The sequence below is a fragment of the Streptomyces griseorubiginosus genome (assembly GCF_017614965.1).
In the GTDB taxonomy this organism is placed as follows: domain Bacteria; phylum Actinomycetota; class Actinomycetes; order Streptomycetales; family Streptomycetaceae; genus Streptomyces; species Streptomyces griseorubiginosus_B.
Map to the genome: position 1 here is coordinate 1 of NZ_WVUG01000125.1, position 24,474 is coordinate 24,474.

At 72.6% G+C, this 24,474-nt stretch carries 18 protein-coding genes; 10 read left to right on the forward strand and 8 right to left on the reverse strand.

Translation table 11 applies throughout. The features are described from left to right. Positions 1-138: 138 nt before the first annotated feature. Positions 139-2,040: an ABC transporter ATP-binding protein gene (locus GRC12_RS23025; protein ID WP_208781281.1), complete on the reverse strand. Its 1,902-nt coding sequence runs from the start codon at positions 2,038-2,040 to the stop codon at positions 139-141. 174 nt (positions 2,041-2,214) lie between these two features. On the opposite strand from GRC12_RS23025, the gene GRC12_RS23030 reads away from it, so the two are divergent. Together GRC12_RS23030 and GRC12_RS23035 are read left to right on the forward strand one after the other, a co-directional pair. Then, the gene (locus GRC12_RS23030) at positions 2,215-3,195 is read left to right on the forward strand and encodes a lysylphosphatidylglycerol synthase transmembrane domain-containing protein (RefSeq protein ID WP_308286609.1); all 981 of its coding nucleotides are present in this window, start codon (positions 2,215-2,217) and stop codon (positions 3,193-3,195) included. Between the two features lie 126 nt (positions 3,196-3,321). Further along, positions 3,322-4,416 (forward strand): mechanosensitive ion channel family protein, encoded by a 1,095-nt coding sequence (locus GRC12_RS23035; RefSeq protein ID WP_208781268.1) that lies wholly within the window; start codon positions 3,322-3,324, stop codon positions 4,414-4,416. 1 nt (position 4,417) lies between these two features. Here the strand turns inward: GRC12_RS23035 and GRC12_RS23040 are convergent, their stop codons facing one another. Next, positions 4,418-5,953, reverse strand: coding sequence for a M1 family metallopeptidase (locus GRC12_RS23040; protein ID WP_208781269.1), 1,536 nt, complete (start codon positions 5,951-5,953; stop codon positions 4,418-4,420). Between the two features lie 187 nt (positions 5,954-6,140). Between GRC12_RS23040 and GRC12_RS23045 the strand changes: the two genes are divergently transcribed. The 3 genes from GRC12_RS23045 (at position 6,141) to metX (ending at position 11,209) form a co-directional block, all read left to right on the forward strand. Next, complete coding sequence (locus GRC12_RS23045) at positions 6,141-8,360, forward strand: NADP-dependent isocitrate dehydrogenase (protein WP_208781270.1); 2,220 nt, start codon at positions 6,141-6,143, stop codon at positions 8,358-8,360. A 339-nt stretch (positions 8,361-8,699) separates the two neighbouring features. Next, on the forward strand, positions 8,700-10,064 hold the full coding sequence (locus GRC12_RS23050) for a bifunctional o-acetylhomoserine/o-acetylserine sulfhydrylase (RefSeq protein ID WP_208781271.1): 1,365 nt from the start codon (positions 8,700-8,702) through the stop codon (positions 10,062-10,064). After that, on the forward strand, positions 10,061-11,209 hold the full coding sequence (gene metX, locus GRC12_RS23055) for a homoserine O-acetyltransferase MetX (protein ID WP_208781282.1): 1,149 nt from the start codon (positions 10,061-10,063) through the stop codon (positions 11,207-11,209). The genes GRC12_RS23050 and metX overlap by 4 nt, the downstream gene beginning before the upstream one ends. Before the next feature lie 40 nt (positions 11,210-11,249). On the opposite strand, the gene GRC12_RS23060 is transcribed toward metX, so the two are convergent. Next, on the reverse strand, positions 11,250-11,591 hold the full coding sequence (locus GRC12_RS23060; protein WP_208781272.1) for a DUF5713 family protein: 342 nt from the start codon (positions 11,589-11,591) through the stop codon (positions 11,250-11,252). Positions 11,592-11,633: 42 nt separating this feature from the next. On the opposite strand from GRC12_RS23060, the gene GRC12_RS23065 reads away from it, so the two are divergent. Then, a complete protein-coding gene (locus GRC12_RS23065) occupies positions 11,634-12,518 on the forward strand; it encodes an N-formylglutamate amidohydrolase (protein ID WP_208781273.1) in 885 nt (294 codons plus the stop codon). A gap of 21 nt (positions 12,519-12,539) precedes the next feature. Here the strand turns inward: GRC12_RS23065 and GRC12_RS23070 are convergent, their stop codons facing one another. The 3 genes from GRC12_RS23070 to GRC12_RS23080 are packed head-to-tail and all read right to left on the reverse strand — an operon-like array spanning position 12,540 to position 15,162. Further along, positions 12,540-13,076, reverse strand: a complete 537-nt coding sequence (locus tag GRC12_RS23070) for a hypothetical protein (RefSeq protein ID WP_208781274.1) — start codon at positions 13,074-13,076, stop codon at positions 12,540-12,542. A 14-nt stretch (positions 13,077-13,090) separates the two neighbouring features. Further along, complete coding sequence (locus tag GRC12_RS23075; RefSeq protein WP_133046476.1) at positions 13,091-13,666, reverse strand: RNA polymerase sigma factor; 576 nt, start codon at positions 13,664-13,666, stop codon at positions 13,091-13,093. A gap of 59 nt (positions 13,667-13,725) precedes the next feature. Beyond that, positions 13,726-15,162: a S8/S53 family peptidase gene (locus GRC12_RS23080; protein ID WP_208781275.1), complete on the reverse strand. Its 1,437-nt coding sequence runs from the start codon at positions 15,160-15,162 to the stop codon at positions 13,726-13,728. A gap of 159 nt (positions 15,163-15,321) precedes the next feature. Between GRC12_RS23080 and GRC12_RS23085 the strand changes: the two genes are divergently transcribed. Continuing rightward, complete coding sequence (locus tag GRC12_RS23085; protein WP_208781283.1) at positions 15,322-17,886, forward strand: CHAT domain-containing protein; 2,565 nt, start codon at positions 15,322-15,324, stop codon at positions 17,884-17,886. A gap of 54 nt (positions 17,887-17,940) precedes the next feature. Continuing rightward, the gene (locus GRC12_RS23090; protein WP_208781276.1) at positions 17,941-18,999 is read left to right on the forward strand and encodes a hypothetical protein; all 1,059 of its coding nucleotides are present in this window, start codon (positions 17,941-17,943) and stop codon (positions 18,997-18,999) included. 99 nt (positions 19,000-19,098) lie between these two features. On the opposite strand, the gene GRC12_RS23095 is transcribed toward GRC12_RS23090, so the two are convergent. Further along, positions 19,099-20,925 carry a LuxR family transcriptional regulator AbsR2 gene (locus tag GRC12_RS23095; RefSeq protein WP_208781277.1) on the reverse strand — a complete coding sequence of 609 codons (1,827 nt, stop codon included), beginning with the start codon at positions 20,923-20,925 and terminating at the stop codon, positions 19,099-19,101. A gap of 96 nt (positions 20,926-21,021) precedes the next feature. On the opposite strand from GRC12_RS23095, the gene absR1 reads away from it, so the two are divergent. Both absR1 and GRC12_RS23105 read left to right on the forward strand, forming a co-directional pair. Next, on the forward strand, positions 21,022-22,107 hold the full coding sequence (absR1, locus tag GRC12_RS23100) for a beta-glucuronidase AbsR1 (RefSeq protein WP_208781278.1): 1,086 nt from the start codon (positions 21,022-21,024) through the stop codon (positions 22,105-22,107). Positions 22,108-22,253: 146 nt separating this feature from the next. Continuing rightward, positions 22,254-23,222 carry an NADPH:quinone reductase gene (locus GRC12_RS23105; RefSeq protein ID WP_208781279.1) on the forward strand — a complete coding sequence of 323 codons (969 nt, stop codon included), beginning with the start codon at positions 22,254-22,256 and terminating at the stop codon, positions 23,220-23,222. A gap of 12 nt (positions 23,223-23,234) precedes the next feature. Here GRC12_RS23105 and GRC12_RS23110 read toward each other — a convergent pair whose 3' ends face one another. Continuing rightward, positions 23,235-24,206: a cytochrome c oxidase assembly protein gene (locus GRC12_RS23110; RefSeq protein WP_208781280.1), complete on the reverse strand. Its 972-nt coding sequence runs from the start codon at positions 24,204-24,206 to the stop codon at positions 23,235-23,237. Positions 24,207-24,474: the final 268 nt, after the last annotated feature.

Consider the following 24,474-nt stretch of genomic DNA (forward strand, 5'->3'; position numbering starts at 1 on the left):
CCCCTCCGGCAGCTGCGACGCATCTCCCCCGCCTCCCGTCCCCCTGGTCAAAGGCACCGGAATCAGACTCTATGTCACCCCCTGCCAAGCCCAGGTAAACGGATCCCCCACGGCACTCCAGACTCCCCGGCCGTCACTTCACGCGGCCGCGCCGTCCTCCTCCGCGATCCGCGCGGGCGCGCTCTCCCGTTCCTCGAACTGCGTCCGGTACAGCTCCGCGTAGCGTCCGTTGGCCGCCAGCAGCTCCTCGTGGGTGCCGCGTTCCACGACCAGTCCGCCCTCGACGACCAGGATCAGATCGGCGGAGCGCACGGTGGAGAGGCGGTGGGCGATCACGACCGCGGTGCGGCCCTCCAGGGCCTCGGCCAGGGCCTCCTGGACCGCGGCCTCGGAGGTGTTGTCGAGGTGCGCGGTGGCCTCGTCGAGGATCACGACCCGCTGACGGGCCAGCAGAAGGCGGGCGATGGTCATGCGCTGGCGTTCGCCGCCCGAGAGGCGGTAGCCGCGTTCGCCGACGACGGTGTCCAGGCCGTCGGGCAGGGAGCGGACCAGGTCGTCGAGGCGGGAGCGGCGCAGCGCGTCCCACAGTTCGGGCTCGGTCGCCTCCGGGCGGGCGAGGAGGAGGTTGGCGCGGACGGTGTCGTGGAAGAGGTGGCCGTCCTGGGTGACCATGCCGAGGGTCGCGCGCAGGGAGCCGGCGCTCAGGTCGCGCACGTCGACCCCGCCGACCCTGACGGCGCCCCCGTCGACGTCGTAGAGCCGCGGCAGCAGCTGCGCGATGGTCGACTTGCCGGCGCCGGAGGAGCCGACGAGGGCGACGGTCCGGCCGGGTTCGGCGCGGAAGGAGATGCCGTGCAGGACCTCGTCGCCGCCGCGGGTGTCGAGGGAGGCGACCTCCTCCAGGGAGGCGAGGGAGACCTTGTCGGCGGACGGGTAGCCGAAGCGGACGTCGTCGAACTCGACGGCGACCGGGCCCTCGGGGACCTCGCGGGCGTCCGGTTTCTCCTCGATGAGCGGCTCGAGGTCGAGCACCTCGAAGACGCGCTCGAAGCTGACCAGCGCGCTCATCACCTCGACGCGGGCGCCGGCGAGCGCGGTGAGCGGGGCGTACATGCGGGTCAGCAGCAGGGCCAGGGAGACGACGGCGCCCGGTTCCAGGGTGCCGCGCAGGGCGAACCAGCCGCCGAGGCCGTAGACCAGGGCGAGGGCCAGGGAGGAGACCAGGGTCAGCGCGGTCATGAACACCGACTGGGCCGTGGCCGTGCGGACTCCGATGTCGGCGACGCGGCGGGCGCGGGCCGCGAACTCCGCCGACTCCTCCTCCGGGCGCCCGAACAGCTTGACCAGCGTGGCGCCCGGCGCGGAGAAGCGCTCGGTCATCCGGGTCCCCATCGCCGCGTTCAGGGTCGCCGCCTCCCGCTGCATCCGCGCCATCCGGCTGCCCATGCGCCGGGCGGGAACGACGAACAGCGGGAGCAGCACCAGCGCGAGCAGGGTGATCTGCCAGGACAGGGTGACCATGACGGCGAGCGTGAGCACCAGCGTGACGACGTTGCTGACCACTCCGGACAGGGTGTTGCTGAACGCGCGCTGGGCGCCGATGACGTCGTTGTTGAGTCGGGAGACCAGCGCTCCCGTACGAGTGCGTGTGAAGAACGCGACCGGCATCCGCTGCACATGATCGAACACAGCCGTGCGCAGATCGAGGATGAGTCCCTCCCCGAGCGTCGCCGAGAGTCTTCTGCCGAGGATGCCCAGCGCCGCCTCGGCCACCGCGATCAGCGCGATGAGCAGCGCGAGGCGGACGACCGTGCCCTGGTCGCCCCGCGACACGATCGCGTCGACGACATGTCCGGCGAGCACGGGGGTCGCCACGGCGAGCAGGGCGGTCACCACCCCGAGGAGCACGAACTGCGCGATACGGGCGCGGTGCGGTCGGGCGAACGCGGCGATGCGGCGCAGCGTGGCGCGCGCCACGGGTCGTCGTTCCTGCTGGGCGGTCATGACACTGTGCAGCTGTGTCCACGCTGTGGTCTCCATGCTCATGGGAGAGAACGTAGAACCTCGAGCGTTGTTGAGGTCAACACTTCCGTCGCATCGTCCCCTGCCCCGAAGGACCCCATGGCTCTGCCTCCCCAGCCGCTTTCCGTCCGTAAGACGCTGTCCGCGATTCCGCAACCCGCAGTTGGCGCGGTGCGGAGACCCTCTTCGGATGTGACTGCGGTTCAACTTCCCCAAGGCCCCCTCACTCCGGGACGGTTCCCCCGTCGCGTCCCGGTCCGCCAGATCCTGTGCCTTCTTCCGCTCCTGCTGGTCACCGTCGTCGCCGTGCAGCACCGGGACGTGCTCGTGGAGGGCTTCGGCCATCTGCGGTCGGCCGAGTGGCCGTGGCTGCTGGCCGCGGCCGGCGCCACCTGTCTGACCTGGGTGGCGGCCGCGTTCACCCGGCAGGGCGCGGTCGTCGACCGGCTGCCCAGGCGGCGGCTGCTCGCGACGCAGTTCGCCGCGGGCTCGGCCAACCATCTGCTGCCGACCGGTCTCGGCGCGGGGGCGGTCAATCTGCGTTTCATGACGGTGTGCGGCATCCCGCTGGCCCGTTCCTCCGCCGCGCTGGCCCTGTATCTGCTGGCCGAGTCGGTCACCCGGGTGGGGCTGCTGGTCGTCCTGCTGGTCGCGTTCCCCGACGCCCTGCGCTTCGGCGATCTGCTCCCGCACGGCTCGACGGCTCCCCTGCTGCTGACCGTCGGCGCGGTCGCGGTCGTCGCCGTGACGCTCCTCGCCCTCGTACGGCGGCTGCGGACCACCGTCCTGACCTTCCTGCGGACCGCTGTGGGCGAACTGCGCTCGGTGCACACCCGCCCGTGCCGCGCGCTCGCCCTGTGGGGCGGCTCGCTCGCCTTCCCCTCCCTTCAGGCGGCCGGTCTCGTCCTGGTCGGCCTGTCCCTGGGGCTGCCGGTACCGCCCGTGCACATGGCGGTGGCCTACCTCGCGGCGACGGTCGCGGTGGCCCTGGTACCCACTCCGGGCGGGCTCGGCTCGGTGGAGGCGGCGCTGATCGTGGCCCTGGTCGCGGCGGGCGCACCGGCGGCCGTGGCGACGGCGGTGGTCCTGGCCTACCGGATCATCACGGTGTGGCTGCCCCTGGTACCGGGGGCGTTGACGCTGGGGGCGCTGGTGCGCCTGAAGGTGATCTGAGGATCGCCCGGGCCGCACCCCGGCGCTCTGTCCGGATCCGTACCGTACGGCCCTTCGCGCGGGGCGAACTCCTGCGCCGGATAAGGCAGGATGAGCGGTTGCACATCCTGGACTTGGAGGTAGTCGGTGAACCGAGCGCTCACCGTGGACGATCTGGTCGTCGCCGCAGTCGCGCTGGTGGCGGGGCTGTTGGCGGCGTTCCTGCTGCGCATACTGATGCGGTGGCTGGGCAAGCACGCCGGCCGGACACGTTGGAGCGGTGACGACGTCATCGTGGACGCGCTGCGGACGGTGGTGCCGTGGGCGGCGTTCCTCGGCGGTGCGGCCTCCGCAGGCGGGGTGCTGCCGCTGACGAGGACCGTCCAGACACACGTCAACCAGTCGCTGACCGTCGTCCTCATCCTCGTGGTGACGCTGACGGCGGCCCGGGTCATCGCCGGTCTGGTGCGGACCGTCACCCAGTCCCGCTCCGGGGTCGCCGGGTCGGCCACGATCTTCGTGAACATCACCCGGGTCCTGGTGCTGGCACTCGGCTTCCTGGTGGTGCTGCAGACGCTCGGCATCTCCATAGCGCCGATGCTCACCGCCCTCGGTGTCGGCGGTCTGGCGGTCGCGCTGGCCCTGCAGGACACCCTCGCCAACCTCTTCGCGGGCGTCCACATCCTGGCGTCCAAGACCGTGCAGCCCGGCGACTACATCCGGCTCAGCAGCGGCGAGGAGGGGTACGTCGAGGACATCAACTGGCGCCAGACCACGGTCCGCGCCCTCTCCAACAACCTGGTCGTCATCCCCAACGGGCAGCTCGCCAAGGCGAACATGACCAACTTCATGCGCCCCGAGCAGCAGTTGACCATCCTGGTCCAGGTGGGCGTCGGCTACGACAGCGACCTGGAGCACGTCGAGCGGGTCACCCTGGAGGTGGTCTCCGACGTGATGACCGGGGTCAGCGGGGCCGTACCGGAGCACGAGCCGGCGATCCGCTTCCACACCTTCGGCGACTCCCGGATCGGCTTCACGGTGATCCTGGGCGTGGGCGAGTTCAGCGACCAGTTCCGCATCAAGCACGAGTTCATCAAGCAACTGCACCGGCGCTACCGCGAGGAGGGCATCCGCATCCCGGCGCCGACGCGGACGGTGGCGCTGCAGCAGGGGTCGGTGTCGATCCCGCAGCAGCGCGGCCCCCAGGAGGTGGGCGACGCGAACGTCGCCCACCTGGAGTGACCTACAGGGTCGCCGAGTTGTCGTGGTACCCGCCCGTCCGCCGGCGCGGCGCGAGCGAGGAACTGACCGGCGTGACCGTCCAGTCCGGGTGACCGGGCATCCGGGGGGTCTTCGTGCCGTAGAGCCAGTCCCGCAGGAAGCCGGACAGGTCCTGGCCGGAGACCTCCGAGGCGACGGCGATGTAGTCCTGCGTCGTCGCCGAGGAGTTGCGGTGACGGTCCAGGAAGCACCGCTCGACGGCGTGGAAGACGTCCTCCCCGACGAGCTGACGCAGTGCGTACAGCACCAGGACGCCGCCCGTGTAGCGCTGGCTGTCGAAGAGGTTGACCGCGTTCGGGGCCGCGACCGGGCCCGAGTCGTGCCGCCACTGGTCGCCGAGGCCGTACGTGTACTTCATCCGGTCCTCGAAGGTGCTGTAGCCGAGCGAGTCGGTCCAGCCGCGCTCGTAGCGGTACAGCAGCCCGTAGAAGTCCGCGTGACCCTCGTTCAGCCACAGGTCGGCCCAGGTGGCGGGGCTGACGAGGTTGCCGAACCAGGAGTGGACCAGCTCGTGCATCATGTGCGAGCCGATCTTCTTCTCCTCCTGGAGCAGGAAGTTCGGCTTGTACAGGGTGAGGGTCTGGGTCTCCAGGCCGGTGAAGTCGAAGGCCGCCGGGTCGTCGGAGTTGCAGGGCAGCAGTCCGTACGTCTCGAAGGGGAACGCGCCGAGGCGCTGTTCGAGCCAGCCGACCAGGCCGGGGGTGAGCGCGAGGGCGGGCTCCAGGGCGTCGGCGCGGGCGGCCGGCACGACGTCCCGCAGCGGCAGTCCGTTCGGCCCCTGGCGGTCCTTGACGACGTAGTCGCCGACGGTGATCTGCACCAGCTCGGTCGCCATCGGCTCACGGGAGCGGTACGTGTACGCGGTCCGGCCGTCGGCGAGGGTCTCGGTGCCGGTCGCCAGGCCGTTCGCGACACCGCGCAGTCCGGCCGGGACGGTGACGCGGAAGGTGAAGTCCGCCTTGTCCGAGGGGTGGTCGTTGCACGGGAAGACGGTGTGCGCGGAGTCGGGCTGCGGGCAGACGGCGAAGCCGTCCGGGGTGACGACCCAGGCGGTGTGCGCCAGCGCGCGGCGCGGATCGGCGCCGTACTCGACACAGACCGTCACCCGGGCCCGCGCCGGCAGCGGTCGGGCGGGCGTGATGCGCAGCTTCTCGTCCACCTGCTCGAAGGCGGCCGCGCGGCCGGAGACGCGGACAGAGCGTATGTCCAGGCCGAGGGCGTCCAGGGAGAGGCGGGTGAGGGCCTGGGTGGTGCGGATGCGCAGGGTCGCCGTGGCGTCGACGAGCCGGGTCGTGGCGTCGTAGGCGAGGTCGAGGTGGTAGGCGGCGACGCGGTAGCCGTCGTTGCCGAGGCTCGGGAAGACGGGGTCGCCGAGGGTCTCGGGCCCCGGCGTGCCCTTGCCCTTCTCGGTGGCCTGGGCGGTTCCCCCCACGGTCAGTGCCGCGGCCGTGCCGATCAGCGCGGCCGCGGGGGCCGTCACTCGGGTGCGATATCTCATGGTCAGCTTTCGCTCGGGCGGCCGGTCGGTCGGTTCCGGCCGTCGACGATCAGATGCGATCAGGTGCACGATCTACATCCATGACCCGGGATGCGACGCGTTGGTTGCACGGACCCCTGTCGAGTCGGCCTCGATCACGAGATATCTTGATGTCGAGCAATGTTGCAGACGTGGAGCGGAGCACCCGGTGACTGACTCGACCATCATCTATACGCACACTGACGAGGCCCCGGCCCTGGCGACGTATTCCTTCCTGCCGGTGGTCCAGGCGTACGCCTCGCAGGCGGGTGTCTCCGTGGAGACGCGGGACATCTCGCTGGCCGGGCGGATCATCGCCGTGTTCCCGGAGTACCTGGCCGAGGACCAGCGCATCCCCGACGCCCTGCACGAGCTGGGCGAGCTGGCCAAGACGCCCGCGGCCAACATCATCAAGCTGCCGAACATCTCGGCGTCCATCCCGCAGCTGAAGGCCGCCGTCGCCGAGCTGCAGGCCCAGGGCTACGCGCTGCCGAACTACCCGGACGACCCGAAGACCGACGAGGAGCGGGAGATCCAGGCCCGCTACGACAAGGTCAAGGGCTCCGCCGTGAACCCGGTCCTGCGCGAGGGCAACTCCGACCGCCGCGCCCCCGCCTCGGTCAAGAACTACGCCAAGACCCACCCGCACCGCATGGGCGCCTGGTCGGCCGACTCCAAGACCAACGTGGCGACCATGGGTGAGAACGACTTCCGCTCCACCGAGAAGTCCGTCGTGATCTCCGAGGCCGGTTCGCTGCGCATCGAGCTGGCGGCCGAGGACGGCACCACCACCGTGCTGCGCGAATCGGTACCGGTCCTCGAGGGCGAGGTCGTCGACGCCTCCGTGCTGCACGTGGCCGCGCTGCGCGAGTTCCTCACCGCGCAGATCGCCCGCGCCAAGGCCGAGGACGTGCTGTTCTCGGTGCACCTGAAGGCCACCATGATGAAGGTCTCAGACCCGATCATCTTCGGTCACGTGGTGCGTGCCTTCTTCCCGAAGACCTTCGAGCAGTACGGCGCCACGCTCGCCGCCGCCGGTCTGTCCCCGAACGACGGTCTGGGCGGCATCCTCAAGGGCCTGGACGCCCTGCCCGAGGGCGACGCGATCAAGGCGTCCTTCGAGGCGGAGCTCGCCGAGGGCCCGGCGCTGGCCATGGTCGACTCCGACAAGGGCATCACCAACCTGCACGTCCCCTCCGACGTCATCGTCGACGCCTCCATGCCGGCCATGATCCGCACCTCCGGCCACATGTGGGGCCCGGACGGCCAGGAGGCCGACACCATCGCGGTCCTGCCGGACTCCTCCTACGCCGGCGTCTACCAGGCCGTGATCGACGACTGCCGGGCCAACGGCGCCTACGACCCGTCCACCATGGGCTCGGTCCCGAACGTGGGCCTGATGGCGCAGAAGGCCGAGGAGTACGGCTCCCACGACAAGACCTTCGAGATCAAGGCCGCCGGCACGGTCCGCCTGGTCGACCAGGGCGGCAACGTCCTGATCGAGCAGCCGGTCGCCGCGGGCGACATCTTCCGCGCCTGCCAGACCAAGGACGCCCCGATCAAGGACTGGGTGAAGCTCGCGGTCACCCGCGCCCGCGCCACCGGCGACCCGGCCGTCTTCTGGCTGGACGAGACCCGCGCGCACGACGCCAACCTGATCGCCAAGGTCAACGCCTACCTGGCGGAGCACGACACCGAGGGCCTGGACATCCGCATCCTCGCCCCCGTCGAGGCCACCAAGCTGTCGGTGGAGCGCATCCGGCGCGGCGAGAACACCATCTCCGTCACCGGCAACGTCCTGCGTGACTACCTCACCGACCTCTTCCCCATCCTGGAGCTGGGCACCAGCGCCAAGATGCTGTCGGTCGTCCCGCTGATGGCGGGCGGCGGCCTGTTCGAGACGGGCGCCGGCGGCTCCGCGCCCAAGCACGTCCAGCAGCTGGTCAAGGAGAACTACCTGCGCTGGGACTCCCTCGGTGAGTTCTTCGCGCTGGTGCCCTCCTTCGAGCAGTACGCCACGGCCACCGGCAACGCCCGCGCCAAGGTCCTGGCCGACACCCTCGACCGCGCCACGGCGACCTTCCTCAACGAGGACAAGTCCCCGACCCGGCGCGTCGGCGGCATCGACAACCGCGGCAGCCACTTCTACCTGTCCCTGTACTGGGCGCAGGAGCTGGCGCGGCAGACCGACGACGCCGAGCTCGCCAAGGCCTTCCAGCCGCTCGCCGAGACGCTCGCCGCCAACGAGCAGAAGATCGTCGAGGAGCTGAACGCCGTCCAGGGCAGCCCGGCGGACATCGGCGGCTACTACCAGCCCGACCCGGCGAAGGCCGCCGCGGTCATGCGCCCGTCGGCCACCTGGAACGAGGCCCTGGCCTCCCTGAGCTGACGTCCCGGGCCTCCGTGCCCGGCCCGCAGCCCCTCGTGCCGCCCCGTCCGGAACCTTTTCCGGGCGGGGCGGTCGCGTTGGCGGACCCGGTCGGCGGCGGGTTCATGAAGGCTGTGTGTCACGCCCGGCAGGACGCTGGCCCGCCCCGATCATCCGTGGTTCCCTCGTGCCATGACGGTGCTCGTGACCCGACGCCACGTGGACTACGTGCGTGTCACCACCACTTCTTGTCGTGCCGTGAGCTGACGCTCCCCTCCGGCCGATCACCTCCCTCCCCGCTGTGCCGACGCGTGTCCGCACGCGTACTCCGGCGCGCCCTTCCGCACGAGGAGCACCACCATGAGCCAGCCCATCGACTCCGTCACCGCAGGTCACACGCCCGAGGAAGTACCCGCAGCGCCGGACACCCCGGCCTGGTCGTTCGAGACCAAGCAGATCCACGCCGGGGCCGCACCGGACCCGACGACGGGCGCCCGGGCGACGCCGATCTACCAGACGACGTCCTTCGTCTTCCGTGACACGCAGCACGCCGCCGACCTGTTCTCGCTCGCCGAGCCCGGCAACATCTACACCCGCATCCACAACCCCACCCAGGATGTCTTCGAGCAGCGGATCGCCGCGCTGGAGGGCGGGGTCGCCGCCGTCGCGCTGTCCTCCGGACAGGCCGCGGAGACCCTGGCGATCCTGACGCTGGCGAGCTCGGGCGACCACATCGTCTCCAGCACGTCCCTGTACGGCGGCACCTACAACCTCTTCCGGCACACGCTGCCGAAGCTGGGCATCGAGGTGTCCTTCGTCGACGACCCGGACGACCTCGAGTCCTGGCGCGCGGCGATCCGCCCGGGCACGAAGGCGCTGTTCGCGGAGACGCTGGGCAACCCGCGCGGCAACGTCCTCGACGTACGGGGCGTCGCCGACGTCGCGCACGAGGCCGGTGTCCCGCTGATCGTGGACAACACCGTCCCCACCCCCTTCCTGCTGCGGCCCATCGAGCACGGCGCGGACATCGTGGTGCACTCGGCGACCAAGTTCCTCGGCGGGCACGGCACCGCCATCGCCGGTGTGGTGGTGGACGGCGGCACCTTCGACTTCGGCGCGCACGCCGACCGCTTCCCCGACTTCACCGAGCCCGACCCCAGCTACCACGGCCTGCGGTACTGGCCCGCGCTCGGCCCCGGCGCCTTCGCCGTCAAACTGCGCGTGCAACTGCTGCGCGACCTCGGCCCCGCGCTCTCCCCGCACTCCGCGTTCCTGCTGCTGCAGGGCGTCGAGACACTCAGCCTGCGCATCGAACGGCACTCCGCCAACGCACAGGCCCTCGCGGAGTGGCTGGAGCAGCGCGACGAGGTCTCCGCCGTCCACTACCCGGGCCTGGAGTCCAGTCCCTGGTACGAGGCGGGGCAGACGTACCTGCCGCGCGGCGCCGGTGCCATCGTCTCCTTCGAGTTGCGGGACGGCGTCGAGGCGGGCAAACGGTTCGTGGACGCGGTCGAGCTGTTCAGCCACCTCGCCAACATCGGTGACGTGCGCAGCCTGATCATCCACCCGGCCTCCACGACCCACAGTCAGCTGGACGAACAGCAGTTGGCGGCGACCGGCACCGCACCGGGTCTGGTGCGGCTGTCGGTCGGCATCGAGAACCTCGCCGACCTGAAGGCCGACCTGGAGGCCGGTTTCCGCGCGGCCAAGGGCGCGGCGTCCTGAACGCCGTACCCGCACCCGAGGCACCCCTCCCGCAGGCCACCGGGGCCTGGCGGGAGGGGGACCCGCCCGGCCGGCGTCGGTGGTACACGGCCGAGAATCCCCTGCAGCTGGAGGCGGGCGGTGAACTGCCCGGCGTCCGGCTGGCGTTCGAGACCTGGGGGCACCTGGCGCCGGACCGCTCCAACGCCGTCCTCGTCCTGCACGCCCTCACCGGCGACAGCCATGTCGCCGGCCCCGCCGGGCCCGGTCATCCGACGCCCGGCTGGTGGGACGGACTGGTCGGGCCCGGCCTGGCCCTGGACACCGACCGCTGGTTCGTCGTCGCCCCGAACGTCCTGGGCGGCTGCCAGGGCAGTACGGGGCCCTCCTCCGCGCGTCCCGAGGGGCATGGACGCTGGGGTGGCGCCTTCCCCTTCCTGACCCAGCGGGACCAGGTGACCGCCGAGGCGGGGCTGGCCGACGCACTCGGCATCGACCGGTGGGCGCTGGTCGTCGGCGGCTCGATGGGCGGGATGCGTGCCGTGGAGTGGTCGGTGTCGTACCCGGAGCGGACCGGTGCGCTGCTGCTCCTCGCCACGACCGGGGCGGCGAGCGCCGAGCAGATCGCCTGGGCGAACATCCAGCTGCACGCCATCCGCGGCGACCCGCAATGGCACGGCGGCGACTACCACGACACCGGGCACGGCCCGTACACCGGCCTCGGGCTCGCCCGCCGCCTCGCCCATGTCACCTACCGCAGCGAGCCGGAACTGCGGATCCGCTTCGGCCGTACGCCCCAGGGCACCGAGGACCCTTTCGGCGGCGGCCGCTACCAGGTCGAGTCGTATCTCGACCATCACGCCGCCAAGCTGGTACGTCGCTTCGACGCGGGCAGCTATGTCGTGCTGTCGGAGGCCATGAACGCCCACGACGTGGGCCGCGGCCGCGGTGGCCTGCGGGCCGCGCTCGGCCGGGTCACCGCCCCCACCCTGGTCGCCGGCGTCGACTCCGACCGCCTCTACCCGCTCGCCCAGCAGGCGGAGCTGGCCGCGCTGATCCCGACCGCGGACCGGCTGCGGATCATAGAGTCGCCGTACGGGCACGACGGGTTCCTGATCGAGACGGCACAGGTCGCCGCGCTGGTCCGCACCCTGCTGACCGGTTGAGTTCCAGCCCGGGCGGCGGCTGACCGGCCAGCCACCCGCTTCACCACTCGCGCGTCGCGATCAGCTCCTCCACGTCCGCGTCGTCGAAGCCGTAGGCCTGGGCGATGAACCAGAAGTCGCCGCCTATCTCCTCCCGGGCCACCGTCTCGATCTCGCTGCCCGCCGCCTCGAACTCGGCCTCCAGCGCGTTGAACTCCTCGGTGGCCGCCTGCGTCAGGGCGTACAGCGCGGCCAGGTCGTCGGGCCGCTCGGCCTCGATGCGTTCGCACAGGGCGACCAGCACCGCCCGGCCCTTGTCGAGGACGTGGTCGGGGAAGTACTCGTCCTCGTACAGGACCTCCAGGAACGGACGGGACGCGGCCTTCTCGTTGCTGATGGGCATGGGTGCTCCCCCGAGTTCGTGCTCGTCGATGTGGCACCTTTGATGCTGCCACGCCCCACTGACAACGCCCCTCTGACAACGCCCGCCGACATCGCCGTCTCACACCGCCCGCTGGAGCAGCCCGTGCCCGATCCCGCCGCCCCGTTCGACCTCCTGCCCGGTGCCGCCGACTCACCCGTGATCCTCCATGTGCCGCACTCCGCACGGGAGATACCGGCCGGGGTGCGCGCGGGCATCGTGCTGGACGACGCGGCGCTGGAGCGCGAGCTGGACCACATCACGGACGCGCACACGGCGGAACTGGCCGAGGCGGCCGCGCGGTTGGCGCGGACGACCCCCTGGCGGTTCGTCAACCGGCTATCGCGGCTGGTCGTCGACCCCGAACGCTTCCCGGACGAGCGGGAGGAGATGCTGGCCGTCGGGATGGGCGCGGTCTACACGCGCACCACGCACCAAGAGGCACTGCGGCCCGCGGACGCCGACCCCGAGCCGCTCGTCGCGCGGTACTTCAGGCCGTACGCGCGGGCCATGACGGACGCCGTGGCCGACCGTCTGGCGAGCACCGGACGGGCCGTCGTCGTCGACGTGCACTCCTACCCCAGCACGGCGCTGCCGTACGAACTGCACGGCGCGGGACCGCGACCGCCGGTCTGTCTCGGCACCGACTCCTTCCACACGCCGCCCGGACTGCTGGCGGCCGCGCGGGAGGCGTTCGCGCCGTGCGGGGAGACGGGGCTGGACAGCCCCTTCAGCGGGACGTACGTACCGCTGGAGTTCTACGGCACGGACGCCCGGGTCGGCGCGCTGATGGTGGAGATCCGGCGGGACACGTACATGACCGAGCCGGGCGGACCGGCGGGCCCCGGCCTGGACCGGCTGGCCGCCGCGCTGGCCACCCTGGTCGAGACCCTGCCCGTCACATGGTGAGGGCAGGGTCCGGGGCGTGCTTCAGGCCGTGAGCCAGTCCGTGACGAGGACTCCCTCGTCGGTGCGCAGACGCAGGGCGAACGGGCCGGCCGGGGACTCCTCGTACACGAAGCGGCCCATGTGGTCGGTCGTCAGGGGCGCCGCGGCCCGCAGGCCCCTGAGCACCTCGACCCGGGCGGTCAGCGGCGGCAGCACCTGCCCCATCAGGCCCTGGGCGCTCAGCTCCACGTCGACGGTCAGCCCGCCCGCGTGGAAGGTCAGCATGCGCGGCACGTCCACGGCTCCCCGCACCGGGATGGCGTCGACCACGGAGTCGAACGTCAGCTCGGCGATCTTGGCGTCGAGGTCGTGCAGGACGAAGGCCTCCACGGCGATCTGCCGCAGTTCGGCCGGGAGCGGGTCGAGGATCGCCGCGCCCCGGCGCAACTCCTCCTCCAGCAGATCGAGCCCCAGGTCCTCTCCTTCGAACGATTCCTCGCCGAACGGTCCGTCGCCGAACGATCCGTCATCGAGCGGTTCCTCGCCGTCGAAGGGTTCCTCGCCGTTCAGGTCACTCATGTCACCCATGTCCCTCACACCGCCCCCCGTGCTTCGAGTCGCGCCCGCAGGCGCCGCAGACAGCGCTGGCGCAGCGGACCGATGCTGCCCACGGCGATCCCGAGGGCCGCGGACACCTCCTGGTAGCTCGGCGGCGGCGAGGCCATCAGGACCCGCAGCAACTGCCTGCACCGCTCGCCCAGTTCCTCGAACTCCTGCCACAGGTGCCGGATCCGCTCGGTCCGGGCGTCGGCCTCCTCCAGATCGAGTAACGACTGCTCGGGCGTACGGTCCTCGCTGACCCGGTCGAGCAGTTGGGGATCGTCCGTCGGAGTGAGCCGCCGCATGCTCTTGAGCACCTTCAGGCACTCGTGCCGCGCGGTGCTCGCCAGCCAGGAGCCGGCCTTGTCGGGTTCTCTGATGCGCCCCAGGTGCTGGGCGAAGCGGAACCACACCGTCTGGTACACCTCGTGCGCGTCGGCGTCGGACAGCCGGTGCGAGCGCACGACGGACCACACCAGTGGGCTCAGCCCCTCCACGAGCGCCTTCCAGGCCGCCGCGTCGCCGTCGACGGCGGACCTGACCTGCGCGCCGACATCTCCTCGTTCCACGGCCCCACTCCTCGTGTACGGCCTGTCATCGTACGCCGTGGAGGGGGAGGTTCCGCACCTCATGCGGGAGCGGCGAGCAGCGTGACCGGCGACGGGCGCCAACCCGCCGGGAGCAGCGCCGGAGCATGCGCCCCGCGCACTTCCGCGTAGGTGGTGTTCCCGGCCAGCAGCTGGGTGCGGGCCACGCGCGGGTCGCTCTCCTTGTTGGCGGTCATGTAGGCGGCGACGAGCCCCGCGGCCACCGGGGTGGCGAAGGAGGTGCCGCTCCAGTGCGCGTAGCCCTCGAACATCACCTGGTCGGCCTTGCCGGGGGTGGGCGCGCCGGTCTCGCTGAGCACTCCGGTGTGGCGCGGGTACTGGCAGGTGCAGGCGTAGGTGAAGCCGTAGCGGCAGGCGTCGTACGTCGTGTGCTGGTAGACGTACGGCACGGGCGCGTCGAAGCCGGTCAGGGTGCTGGTGAGGCGCTCGCCGGGGGCGTACGCGTTCACCCACGCGCCGTGGTTGGTGAAGCACGCGCCGAACTCGCCGTCGCTGCGCAGGGCGCCGACCGACAGCACCGAGTCCTGGTAGTCGGGCAGGGAGGCGTAGGCGGCGGGCCAGAAGGGGGTGGCGCTGGAGTTGTTGCCGGCCGCCGCGACCAGCAGGGTGCGCTGCCCGCGCAGTTCCCGCATGAAGCTCTCCACGCCCAGCAGGCCGTCGGTGCGGCCGTTGGAGGTGCCGGCGGAGAGGCTGATGATGTCCGGCCAGCCGTTCGCGTCGACGGCGTCGAACAGCCGCTGGCCGAACTCGGACTCCAGGACGGCACCGGCGTCGTTCAGGGTGCTGCGGACGGTGATGTCGGTGTTGGGCGCGACGGCCGCGACGAGGCCGGCGATGAAGGTGCCGTGGCCGACGTACTGCAGCAGGTTGCCCGCGCTGTCGGTCTCGGTGCCGTGCAGGTCGCCCTGGACGTGGGCGAGCAGCGGGACCAGTCCGTAGTCGTGCGTGAGGCCGTTGTCGACGACCAGGACGCCGACGGCGCTGTCGGGGTCGTGGGGCAGCTCGGTGGGGACCGGGTTGGTGCCCTGGGTGAGCGGGGAGGGCACGGGCTCGTCGCCCGGACAGGAGTTGACCGCGATGGACACCACGTGGTTGCGGCTGACCAGCCGGCGTCCGGCCCGGCCCTCGTGCTCGCGCATCGAACGCAGGGCGTGCGCCACGGCGCGGTCGCCGCGCCGGTCGCCGTGGCCGGGGTCGCCGACCTGGATGCGGGTGACGCCCGAGCGGTTGGTCTCCGGGCCCGCCCGGCGCACGTGATCGCCGCTCAGACCGGTGGCCTCGGTGAAGCGGGTGCGCACGGTGTCCTCGACGAGCCGCGCCTCCTCGCCGTCCCGGGCGAGGACCACGCCCTTCTCGTAGATGAACTCCGCCGCGTCGTCCGGCCCCAGCGCGAGGGGGACGTCGGGCATGGAACGCTGGATCTGGTCGAACTGTTCGTGGAATCGCTGTGGTGCCATGGCGTGTCCTCCCCCTTGAGGCGACTGTCGTCAGTTCAGAGTCGCCGGGCCGTTCGTTGATACAGCTGATACAGCGCCAAAACGGTGTCGGGTGCAACCAGGGCCACTACCATCCGTTGGGTGACAGCGGGAAGCGACTCGGTTCTCGAACTGCTGCCGATGGTGTTCGCCGCCCCGAACGAGGCCCTGGCGCGGGCCCGGGGCGTGCTGGAGGACGACCCGTCGCCGTGGCACGCCTCCGTGGCGCACCAGGCGATCGGGATCTGGCAGCGGGACTGGGGCGACATACGGCTTGCCCTGCACCATCTGCGCCGCGCCCGTGATCTCGCCGTGCGCGCGCAGGCCCCGGACCGGGAGGCCGACGTGCTGGCCGCGCTCGGCGTCGCGCTGATCCACGCGGGCCGCACCCGGCAGGGCCTGGAGGCGCTGGAGCGGGGTGTCGCCGTCAGCAGCGGCCACACCCGCGCGCGGGTGCTCTTCCGCCGCGCCTACGCCTCCTGGGTGCTGGGCCGGCACCGCGAGGCACTGGAGGACGTACGGCGGGCGATTCCCGTGCTGCGGCAGGCCGACGACGTCATCTGGACGGCGCGGGCGCTGACCCTGCGGGCCACCGTGCATCTGGCGCTCGGCGCCGTGGACCGGGCGGACGCCGACTTCGCCGCGGCCGAGGAGCTGTGGGACACCACCGGCCAGGACCACGACAAGGCGGACGTCGTGGAGAGCCGGGGTCTCGCCGCCTTCCGGCAGGGCGACGTGCCGCTCGCGCTGCGGCTGCTCGACGAGGCCGAGGAGCGGTACGCCAAGCTCGGCACGCCGTCGTTCATGCTCTCCATCCGGCGCTGCGAGGTGCTGATGGCGGCCGGGCTCGCCCCGGAGGCGCTCGCCGTGGCCGACGCGGCGATCGGGGTGATCGACGGCATCGGCGGGCAGTCCACCCGCAAGGCGGAGCTGCTGCTGGTCGCGGCCCGGGCGGCCCGCCTCGCGGGTGACGCGAAGACCGCGATCGCCCGCGCCGCGCTGGCGGTGCGGCTGTTCGCCGGGCAGCGGCGGCCCTGGTGGGAGGCGCACGCCCGGCTGGTGCTGATCGAGGCACGGCTGTCCGCGGGGCGGGCCTCGGGACGCCTGGTCGCGGACGCGGCGGCGGTCGCCGAACGGCTCGCCGCCTTCGGCGCCCCGGCCGCTCCCGAGGCCTCCCTGCTGGCGGGCCGTATCGCGCTGTCGCTGGACTGGACGCAGGACGCGGAACGGCATCTGGCCGTCGCCGCGCGCAGCCGCCACAGCGGGCCGCCGCTGGCCCGGATGACCGGGTGGGCGGCGCAGGCACTGCGGGCCCGGGTCGCCGGTTCCCGGCGGGGCGTCCTGGAGGCGTGCCGACGCGGACTCGACGTGCTCGACGACCACCGGATGACGCTGGGCGCCTCGGAGCTGCGGGCCCGCGCCACCGCGCAGGGCGCGGAACTGGCCGCGCTGGCCCAGCGGGTCAGCCTGGACTCCGGCGAGCCGCGTCGGCTGCTGATGTGGAGCGAGCGCTGGCGGGCCACCGCCCTGTCCACCCCGCCGGCCCGGCCGCCGGCCGATCCGGAGCTGCTCGGTCAGCTGACCGCCTTCCGGGAGATCGCCGCGCGCGCGGAGGAGGCCCGCGGCGGCGGCCGTCCCGTTGTGGCCCTGGAGCGCGAACAGCGGCGCCTGGAACGGGAGATCCGCTCGCGCACCCTGCACATGCGCGGTGACAGGCCCGGTGCCGAGGACCGCTTCGACCCCGGCCGGCTGCTGGACCGGCTGGGCGGGACACGGCTGGTGGAGCTGGCCGTGCTGGACGGCCGGGTGCAGGTGCTGCTGTGCGGGGACGGGCGGGTACGGCGGTTCGAGGCGGGGCTGCTCGGGGACGCCGAGGCCGAGGCGGAGCACGTGCAGGCGGGGCTGCGGCGGCTGGCCCACCCCGGCGCGGAGGCGCGGCTGCCGCTGGTGGAGGCCATGGGACGGCGCCTTGAGGAGCTGCTGCTCGGCCCGGCCGCGGCGCATCTGGGCTCCGGACCCGTCGTGGTCGTACCCCCGGGCCGGCTGCACCGTGTGCCCTGGGCGCTGCTGCCGGCGCTGCGGGAACGGGTGCTCAGTGTGTCGCCTTCGGCGAGCGGCTGGCTGCGGGCGCGGGAGACCGCGCCGCCGCCCCGGGACCGGCATGTGCTGGTGCGGGGGCCGGGACTGGCGACCGGTGGCGCGGAGGTGCCCGAACTCGCCGACCGGTACGGCAGGCCGACGCTGCTGGAGCACGAGGACGCGCGCGTGCCGCGGGTGCTGGAGGAGCTGGACGGGGCCGCGCTCGCGCACATCGCCGCGCACGGCACCTTCCGCGCCGACAGTCCGCTGTTCTCCTCGCTGCGGATGGCCGACGGGCCGCTGATCGTCCATGACTTCGAGCGGCTGGACCGCAGCCCGTACCGGATCATCCTGTCCAGCTGCGACACCGCCCGGCTCGCCGCGGTGGGCGCCGACGAGTTGCTCGGTCTGGTCACCGCGCTGCTGCCGCTGGGCACGGCCGGGGTGGTGGCGAGCAGCGCGCCGGTCAACGACCACGCGGTGGTGCCGCTGATGCTGGCGCTGCACAAGGGCCTTGCCGACGGGCTGTCCCTGGCGGAGGCGCTGCGGGACGCGCGGGCCGCGCTGCCGGACGACGCGCTGCACCAGGCGACGGGGTGGGCGTTCACGGCGTTCGGGGCGGCATGAGGATGGCGGGGGGTTCCCCTGCCGTGGGCGCGGCGGCTCAGGCACCATGATCGTGTGACATATGCGGTGACTGTGGACGTGCACCTCGCTCGGGGTGCCCAGGAACTCGACGCCCTGCAGCGCGAGGGTGTGATCTTCCTGCTGCGCAAGGGCCTCGACTCGATCGAGGCCATCGAGGGTCCCGACGGGATGCAGGTCGACCTGACGGACGACTTCATCGCCGTCCATCCCGAAGGAGCCCTGCTGAAGCTCTTCGTCGACGCGCCGGCGCTGGAGTTCGCGGAGGACGCGGCGCGGGAGGTCGTCGCGGAACTGCTGGAGCGCAGCGAGCTGCTGGCCGACTGGGAGATCACGCGGTGCGAGGTGGATCTGCACCCCGACCTGCTCCAGGAGAGCCTCGACGCGGCCGACGGCCCGGACGCGCCGCCGGCCGACCCTGCCGAACGCGCGCGCCGGCACGCGGAGTTCGAACCCGCCGTCTCGCCGTCCCGGCTGGACGAGGCCGAGATCGAGGAGATGCGCAGCCGACTGCGCTCGCTCGCCCCGAGCCTGCGGGCCTTCCCGCTGTCGGCCTTCGGTCACGACGAGAAGGGAACCGTCGGCCGCGAGGCGGCCGAGGTCGCGGCCGGTGCCCTCGTCCACGCCGTCGACCTCCTCGTCGACCAGTTGTTCACGGACCTGGCGGGGCTGGAGGAGGAGGGCCCGACCGTGGCCGAGAGCGACGCGCCGTTCATGATCCTCGACGACCTGCCGTCGCGGTTCGCCCTCCAGTACACGGTTCTGTTCGCGCGCCGCCTGATCGTCACGGCGATCACCATGACCGGACGCCTCACCCAGCCGCACTTCGGCGAACTGAGCTGTGTCGCCGAGGAGTTGCTGATGAAGTTCCTCCTCGCCCAGGCCGAGGTGACGGCCGACCTGCACGGTCTGCTCACCGACGAGGTCAGCGCGGCCCTGGAGATCTTCACCGCCACCGTGTGCGAGGACCTCGACCACGAGTGGCTGTACGAGCCGGCCACGGACGGCCTCGGAGTGAACGACTGGTTCATCCCGTTCAACGACGACCGCCAGGTACACCCGTACGCCGCGAACGACGGCGAGGACCACGCTTAGGCCTGGCGCGGGCCGTAATCCTGACGGTGTGTCGGGGCATGAGGTGGCGGCCTGACCCCTCCCCCGAATACCGGGGGTCAGACCGCCTGTTCAGGGGGCTCAGGCCGTCTCCGTGTCGGGGAGGTCCATGAGCCACGGGAGTGCCGAGCGGTCGTTCGCGCCGAGGCGGGCGTAGGCGCTGTAGAGGTGGTTGCCGACGGTGCGGATGGAAAGGGTCAGGCGTTCGGCGATCTGGCGGTTGCTCAGGCCCGCCGCCGCCAGGGTGACGATCTGGCGTTGACGGGCGGTCAGTTCGCCCAGGACCAGGCCGGACAGGGCCGGGGTGCGGGCACCCTGGCAGCGGCGGGCCAGGGCGACCGCACGCGTGCGTGACGTGCGCGCGGCGTGCGGGTCGCGGTGGGCCCGTACCGCCTGGGCCCGCGCCTCCGCGGCGAAGAGCAGGAAGCCGCGCTCCTCCAGCGCCTCGGCCGCGCGGTCCAGGCCCGGTCCGTCGGACAGCGCCAGCGCCTGCGCGTGCAGGGCGAGCACCCCGCCCGCCGGAAGGCGGTCGGCGACCTTCTCCGGGGCGCCGAGCCGGACGGCGTCGTAGAGGCCGTAGGCGTCCTCCGCGCCGTACGCCTCCAGGGCCGCCCCCTCCACGTCCCCCCTGGCCACCGCCGGCCAGACCCCGGCCCCGTCCAGGGCCGGCCCTCCCGCCAGGGCCCGCTCGGCGGTGGCCGTGTCCCCCGACTGCGCGGCGGCCAGGGCGAGTTCGGTACGGCAGGAGGCGTCGCCCGGCGCCTCCCGCAGTCCCTCCCTCGCCCAGGCCGCCGCCTCCCGCAGCTCCCCCCGAAGCCGCGAGAACCGCGCGCGTACGGCCGCGTGGCCGGCCGGCACCGGCACGCCCTCCTGGGCGAGCCACTCCCCCACGGGTGCCGGCAGCGCGCGCACATCGGTCCGTTCGATCCCCCGGGTCAACGCCGCCCGCTCCGCGGCGAGCGCCGGCGCGCACTGCTCCGGCGTGCGGGCCAGGCGCCTGGCCCGCAGCCTGCCGGCCGCGGCCCGCAGCACCGGGCCGTGCAGCGGGCGGGCGAGGCGCACGGCGCCGTCGTCGTCGAGGCGGATCAGGTGGTCGGCCTCGAGGGCTTCGAGGTCCCCGAGGTGGAAGTCGTCCATGGGGAGCGGCAGAGGCTCCGAGAAGGCCAGCCGGGCGAGGGCCTCGCTCCGGGGGTGGTCCAGCACCCGCGCGCCGCGCTCGCGCACGGTCGCCGTCAGCGGGAGCGGTCCGCGCCAGGTCCACTGGTCCGTCTCCGGGCAGCGGGTGAGCAGGCCGCGTTCGCGCAGGGCGTCGACCAGGTCGCGGAGCAGGCGCAGATCGCCCTGGGACAGGTGCAGCAGGCGGTTCAGGGTCAGCGGCTCCAGGGAGCCGCCGAGGCCGGCCGCGAGGAGGTTCTCGGTGTCCTCCCGGGGCAGCGGTTCCAGGGCGAGGCGGGGCAGCAGCTCGCCGGTCCACAGGCGGGAAACGGCTCCGGGGCACGGGGCGTCGTCCGCGGCGACGACGATGAGACGGGTACGGCCGTGCACGGCGAGCTGGTGGACGAGGGCGGCCGAGGCGTCGTCCAGGAGATGGGCGTCGTCGATCAGCAGCAGCCGCACGCCGGACAGGAGGTGGACCGCCCGGTGCAGGGAGACCGTCTCGGGCAGCAGGTGGGCGAACGCGGCGAAGGGGATGTGCCGGGTCCCGGGCGTGCCGGCCGCGCGGGCCCGGTCGCTGCCCCGGACCGCCTCGGTGACCAGGCGGGTCTTGCCGCGGCCCGCCGGGCCGGTGACCACGATGCCGAGGTGGCTGGCGGTGAGGGCGCGGCGGATCAGCTCCAGTTCGTCCTCGCGCCCGGTGAACCGCCAGGGCAGTTCGAGGGTCTTCGCGTCGCGTTCGAAGGTCGTCACGGGAGTATGAGTGCGCGTACTCAGCCCTGATACAGGGTGACTTGAGTAGACCCCGACTCAGGCGCCCGTGACCCCGCTCACGGCAGTCTGTTCGGCATGACCGGACGCTACTGCAGCCTCGCGCCGCAGTCGGCCCCCGCCTTCACCCCGGGGCTGACCGCCGAGCGGCTCGGTGCGCTCGTCTCGGGACACCGGATGTGGGTCAACGGCACGGTCCTGCACTACTGCTTCTTCGACGGCGACAGCGACGCCTCGGTCATTCCCGTACCGGGGACCGGGTCGGTGCGCCGTGTGTCGTGGGTCGGCACCTCTCAGCAGCGGGACGTGGTGCGCGCGTGCTTCCAGGAGTGGCGGGACCTCGGCATCGGCATCACCTTCGTCGAGGTCGGCGACCGCTCGGAGGCCGAACTGCGGATCGGCTTCCAGCTCGGTGACGGCTCCTGGTCGGCGGTGGGCCGGGACGCGCTGCGGGCCGGGCAGCACGAGCGCACCATGAACTTCGGCTGGGACCTGACCGCGCCCGGGGAGCGCGGTACGGCGCTGCACGAGATAGGGCACGCGCTGGGGATGCTGCACGAGCACCAGAGCCCGTTCGCCGGCATCCACTTCGACGACGAGGCCGTGTACGCGGACCTCGCCGGCCCGCCGAACTTCTGGGGCCGGGAGCGGACGTACTTCAACATCCTGCGCAAGCTGGACCCGGACGAGGCCAACGGTTCCGTCTGGGACCCGCAGTCGATCATGGAGTATCCGTTCCCGGACGGGCTGATCCTGGAGCCGGAGCAGTTCCGCGGCGGTCTGCACCCGCCGGGCACGCTGTCTCCGGCCGACAAGGAGTTCGCCCTGCGCTGGTATCCACCGGCCGGCGCGCCGCTGCCGCCGGCCCTGGAGCCCTTCCGGTCCGTGCCGCTCGGCCTGGGGCCGGGCGAGCAGGCCGACTTCACGATCGATCCGCAGGAGACCCGCGAGTACACCGTGGGCGCCTTCGGCGCGAGCGACACCGTCCTGGTGGTCTTCGAGGAGCGGGACGGCGAACCGCGCTACCTCGCCGGCCGGGACGACGGCGGAGAACCGCACAACGCCACGATCAGGGCCCGCCTCGTCAAGGGCCGCCGCTACTACGTCCGGGTACGTCTGTACTCCGCGTGGGGTCCGGGGGAAACAGCGGTCATGTGCTGGTGACGGCACACGACCCGCACCACGCGGTCGGCTGGACCACAGTCCGGCGCCGGGGGAGGGTTCGGGGACGGTCGCCTTCGGGGGAGGGAGACCGTCCTCGACCCGTGTCGTCCGACCGGCAGGGGTGAGCGGCGCCGTACGGTGACGGCATGCGTGCCGCGTACATCGAACAGCTCGGCTCCCCCGACGTCATCCGTCATGGCGTGCTGCCAGCGCCGGTGCCCGGCCCCGGGGAGGTGCTGGTCGACGTCGGGGCCACGGCCGTGGACCCGGTGGACGGGTTCGTACGGTCCGGGCGTTTCCGGACGCCGCTTCAGTTCCCCTTCGTCATCGGGCGGGACCTGGTGGGCACGGTGGCGTCCGCCGCGGAGGGGTTCGCCGTAGGTGAGGCGGTGTGGTGCAACAGCCTGGGGCACGACGGGCGTCAGGGCGCGGCGGCCGAGCAGGCGGCGGTGCCGGCCGACCGTCTCTACCGGCTCCCGGCCGGCGTGCCGGCCCAGGAGGCGGTGGCCGTTCTGCATCCCGGGGCGACCGCGTATCTCGCCCTGTTCACGCACGGCGGTCTGCGCGCCGGTGAGACGGTGCTGGTGGGCGGCGCGGCCGGCAACGTGGGCAGCGCGCTGGTGACGCTGGCGGCACGGGCGGACGCCCGGGTGATCGCCACGGCCTCACCGCGCGACCATGAGCACGTACGGGCGCTGGGTGCGGCCGAGGTGGTCGACTACCGGGATCCGGGCGACCGTCTCGCCGCCCTCGCCCCGCACGGGGTCGATCTGCACATCGACACCTCCGGCCGGCACGACCTGCGCACTGCGGTCGCGCTGCTGGCCCACCGGGGCCGGATCGTGCTGATGGCCGGGACCGAGGCCGAACCGGTGCTGCCGGTGGGCCCGCTGTACATGAAGGACGGCTCCCTGCGAGGTTTCGTCATCTCGCACGCCACGGTGGCCGAACTGGCCGAGGCGGCGGTGTGCGTGAACGACCACCTCGCCGCGGGGCTGCTGCGTCCCCGCGCCGTTGAGGTGCTGCCGCTGAGTGCGGCGGCGGAGGCTCATCGGCGCATGGAGCGCGGTGAGTTGCACGGCCGGCGCCTGGTGCTGGACCCGGCGGCGGGCTGAGAGGAGCGCCGGTCAGGGCCGCTGCTGCCGGATGCGCTGGGCGACCGCGCTGTTCTCGGTCTCCCACCAGGGCCGTACGAGGTCCGGCGAGGGCTCGGCCGACTCCGTGGGCGCCGCCGGGACCAGCTCCGTGGCCAGGCGGCGGTCCAGCGCGACCGTCTCGGCGCGCTCCGTGCGGGCCCACTGGACCAGGATCGCGAGGAGGAAGGGCAGCGCCACCAGTTCGGCGATGCTGATCATCGCGCCGCCGCCGAGCTGCTGGTCGTGGCGCACGTCGGGCGACCAGGCCGGGGCGTGGTGCAGGTACCAGGCGCCGGCGATCAGCGTGCCGTGGGTCATCACCACGATGCCCGGTACGGCGTCGATGATCCCGTCGAGGAAGACCAGCGCCGCCCGCACGGGGTGGGTGCACCACGCGGGCAGCGTCTCCTCGCGGGTGAGCACCGGGACCACGAACAGGCTGCCGGCGAGCAGCAGATGGAGGTACATCAGCTGGTGCAGCCAGCCGTCGCGCAGGGCGGTCTCGAAGTACGGCGTGAAGTACACCGTCAGTTCGGTGGCCAGGACGAGGGCGGTGCTGACCAGCGGGAAGGTGAGCAGACGGACCACGCGCCCGCTCATCGCGCGCCGCAGGCGCCCGGCGGCCGGTTCGGGCAGGGCACTGGCGGCGAGGCGCAGCGGGTCGCCGAGGGCCAGGCCGAGCGGTGCGATCAGGTCCAGGAGGATGTTCTGCACGGCCGCCGGCCAGAACAGCACGTGGTCGTAGACGGCGAGGGCCGACATCGTGGCCACCACGAGGGTGCCGAGACCGAGCAGCACGAACGCGGCGAGTCGCGCCGGCGGCCAGTGTTCTCCCCGCCGCCGCAACCGCAGCACGCCCCAGCCGTACAGACCGCCGAGCAGGGCCACGACCAGCAGGGCGGGCACGTCCGGTTGCCATGAGGACAGCAGCCGTCCCACGGTGAGCTCCGGTGGGCTCGACATCGCGCACTCCCTCCACGGCATCCGACCAGACCCGGCCAGGGACTCTACGCCGTGCGCGGACGGCCGGGCGGACGGCGGCCGGTGAGGGGCCGGTCGTCATACCGAGCTCTTGCCGAGTCCTTACCGAGACTCACACAGCGGTCAGTTCAGGCCAGGGATCGGCTACGCTGACCGCCGACCTCAGGGGGAGAGATGATCAACGCGCGTCGGCTGCTGGTCGCCGGAGTGACGGCTCTGCTCGTGGCGGGACTGGGGGCGTGCGGGGGCG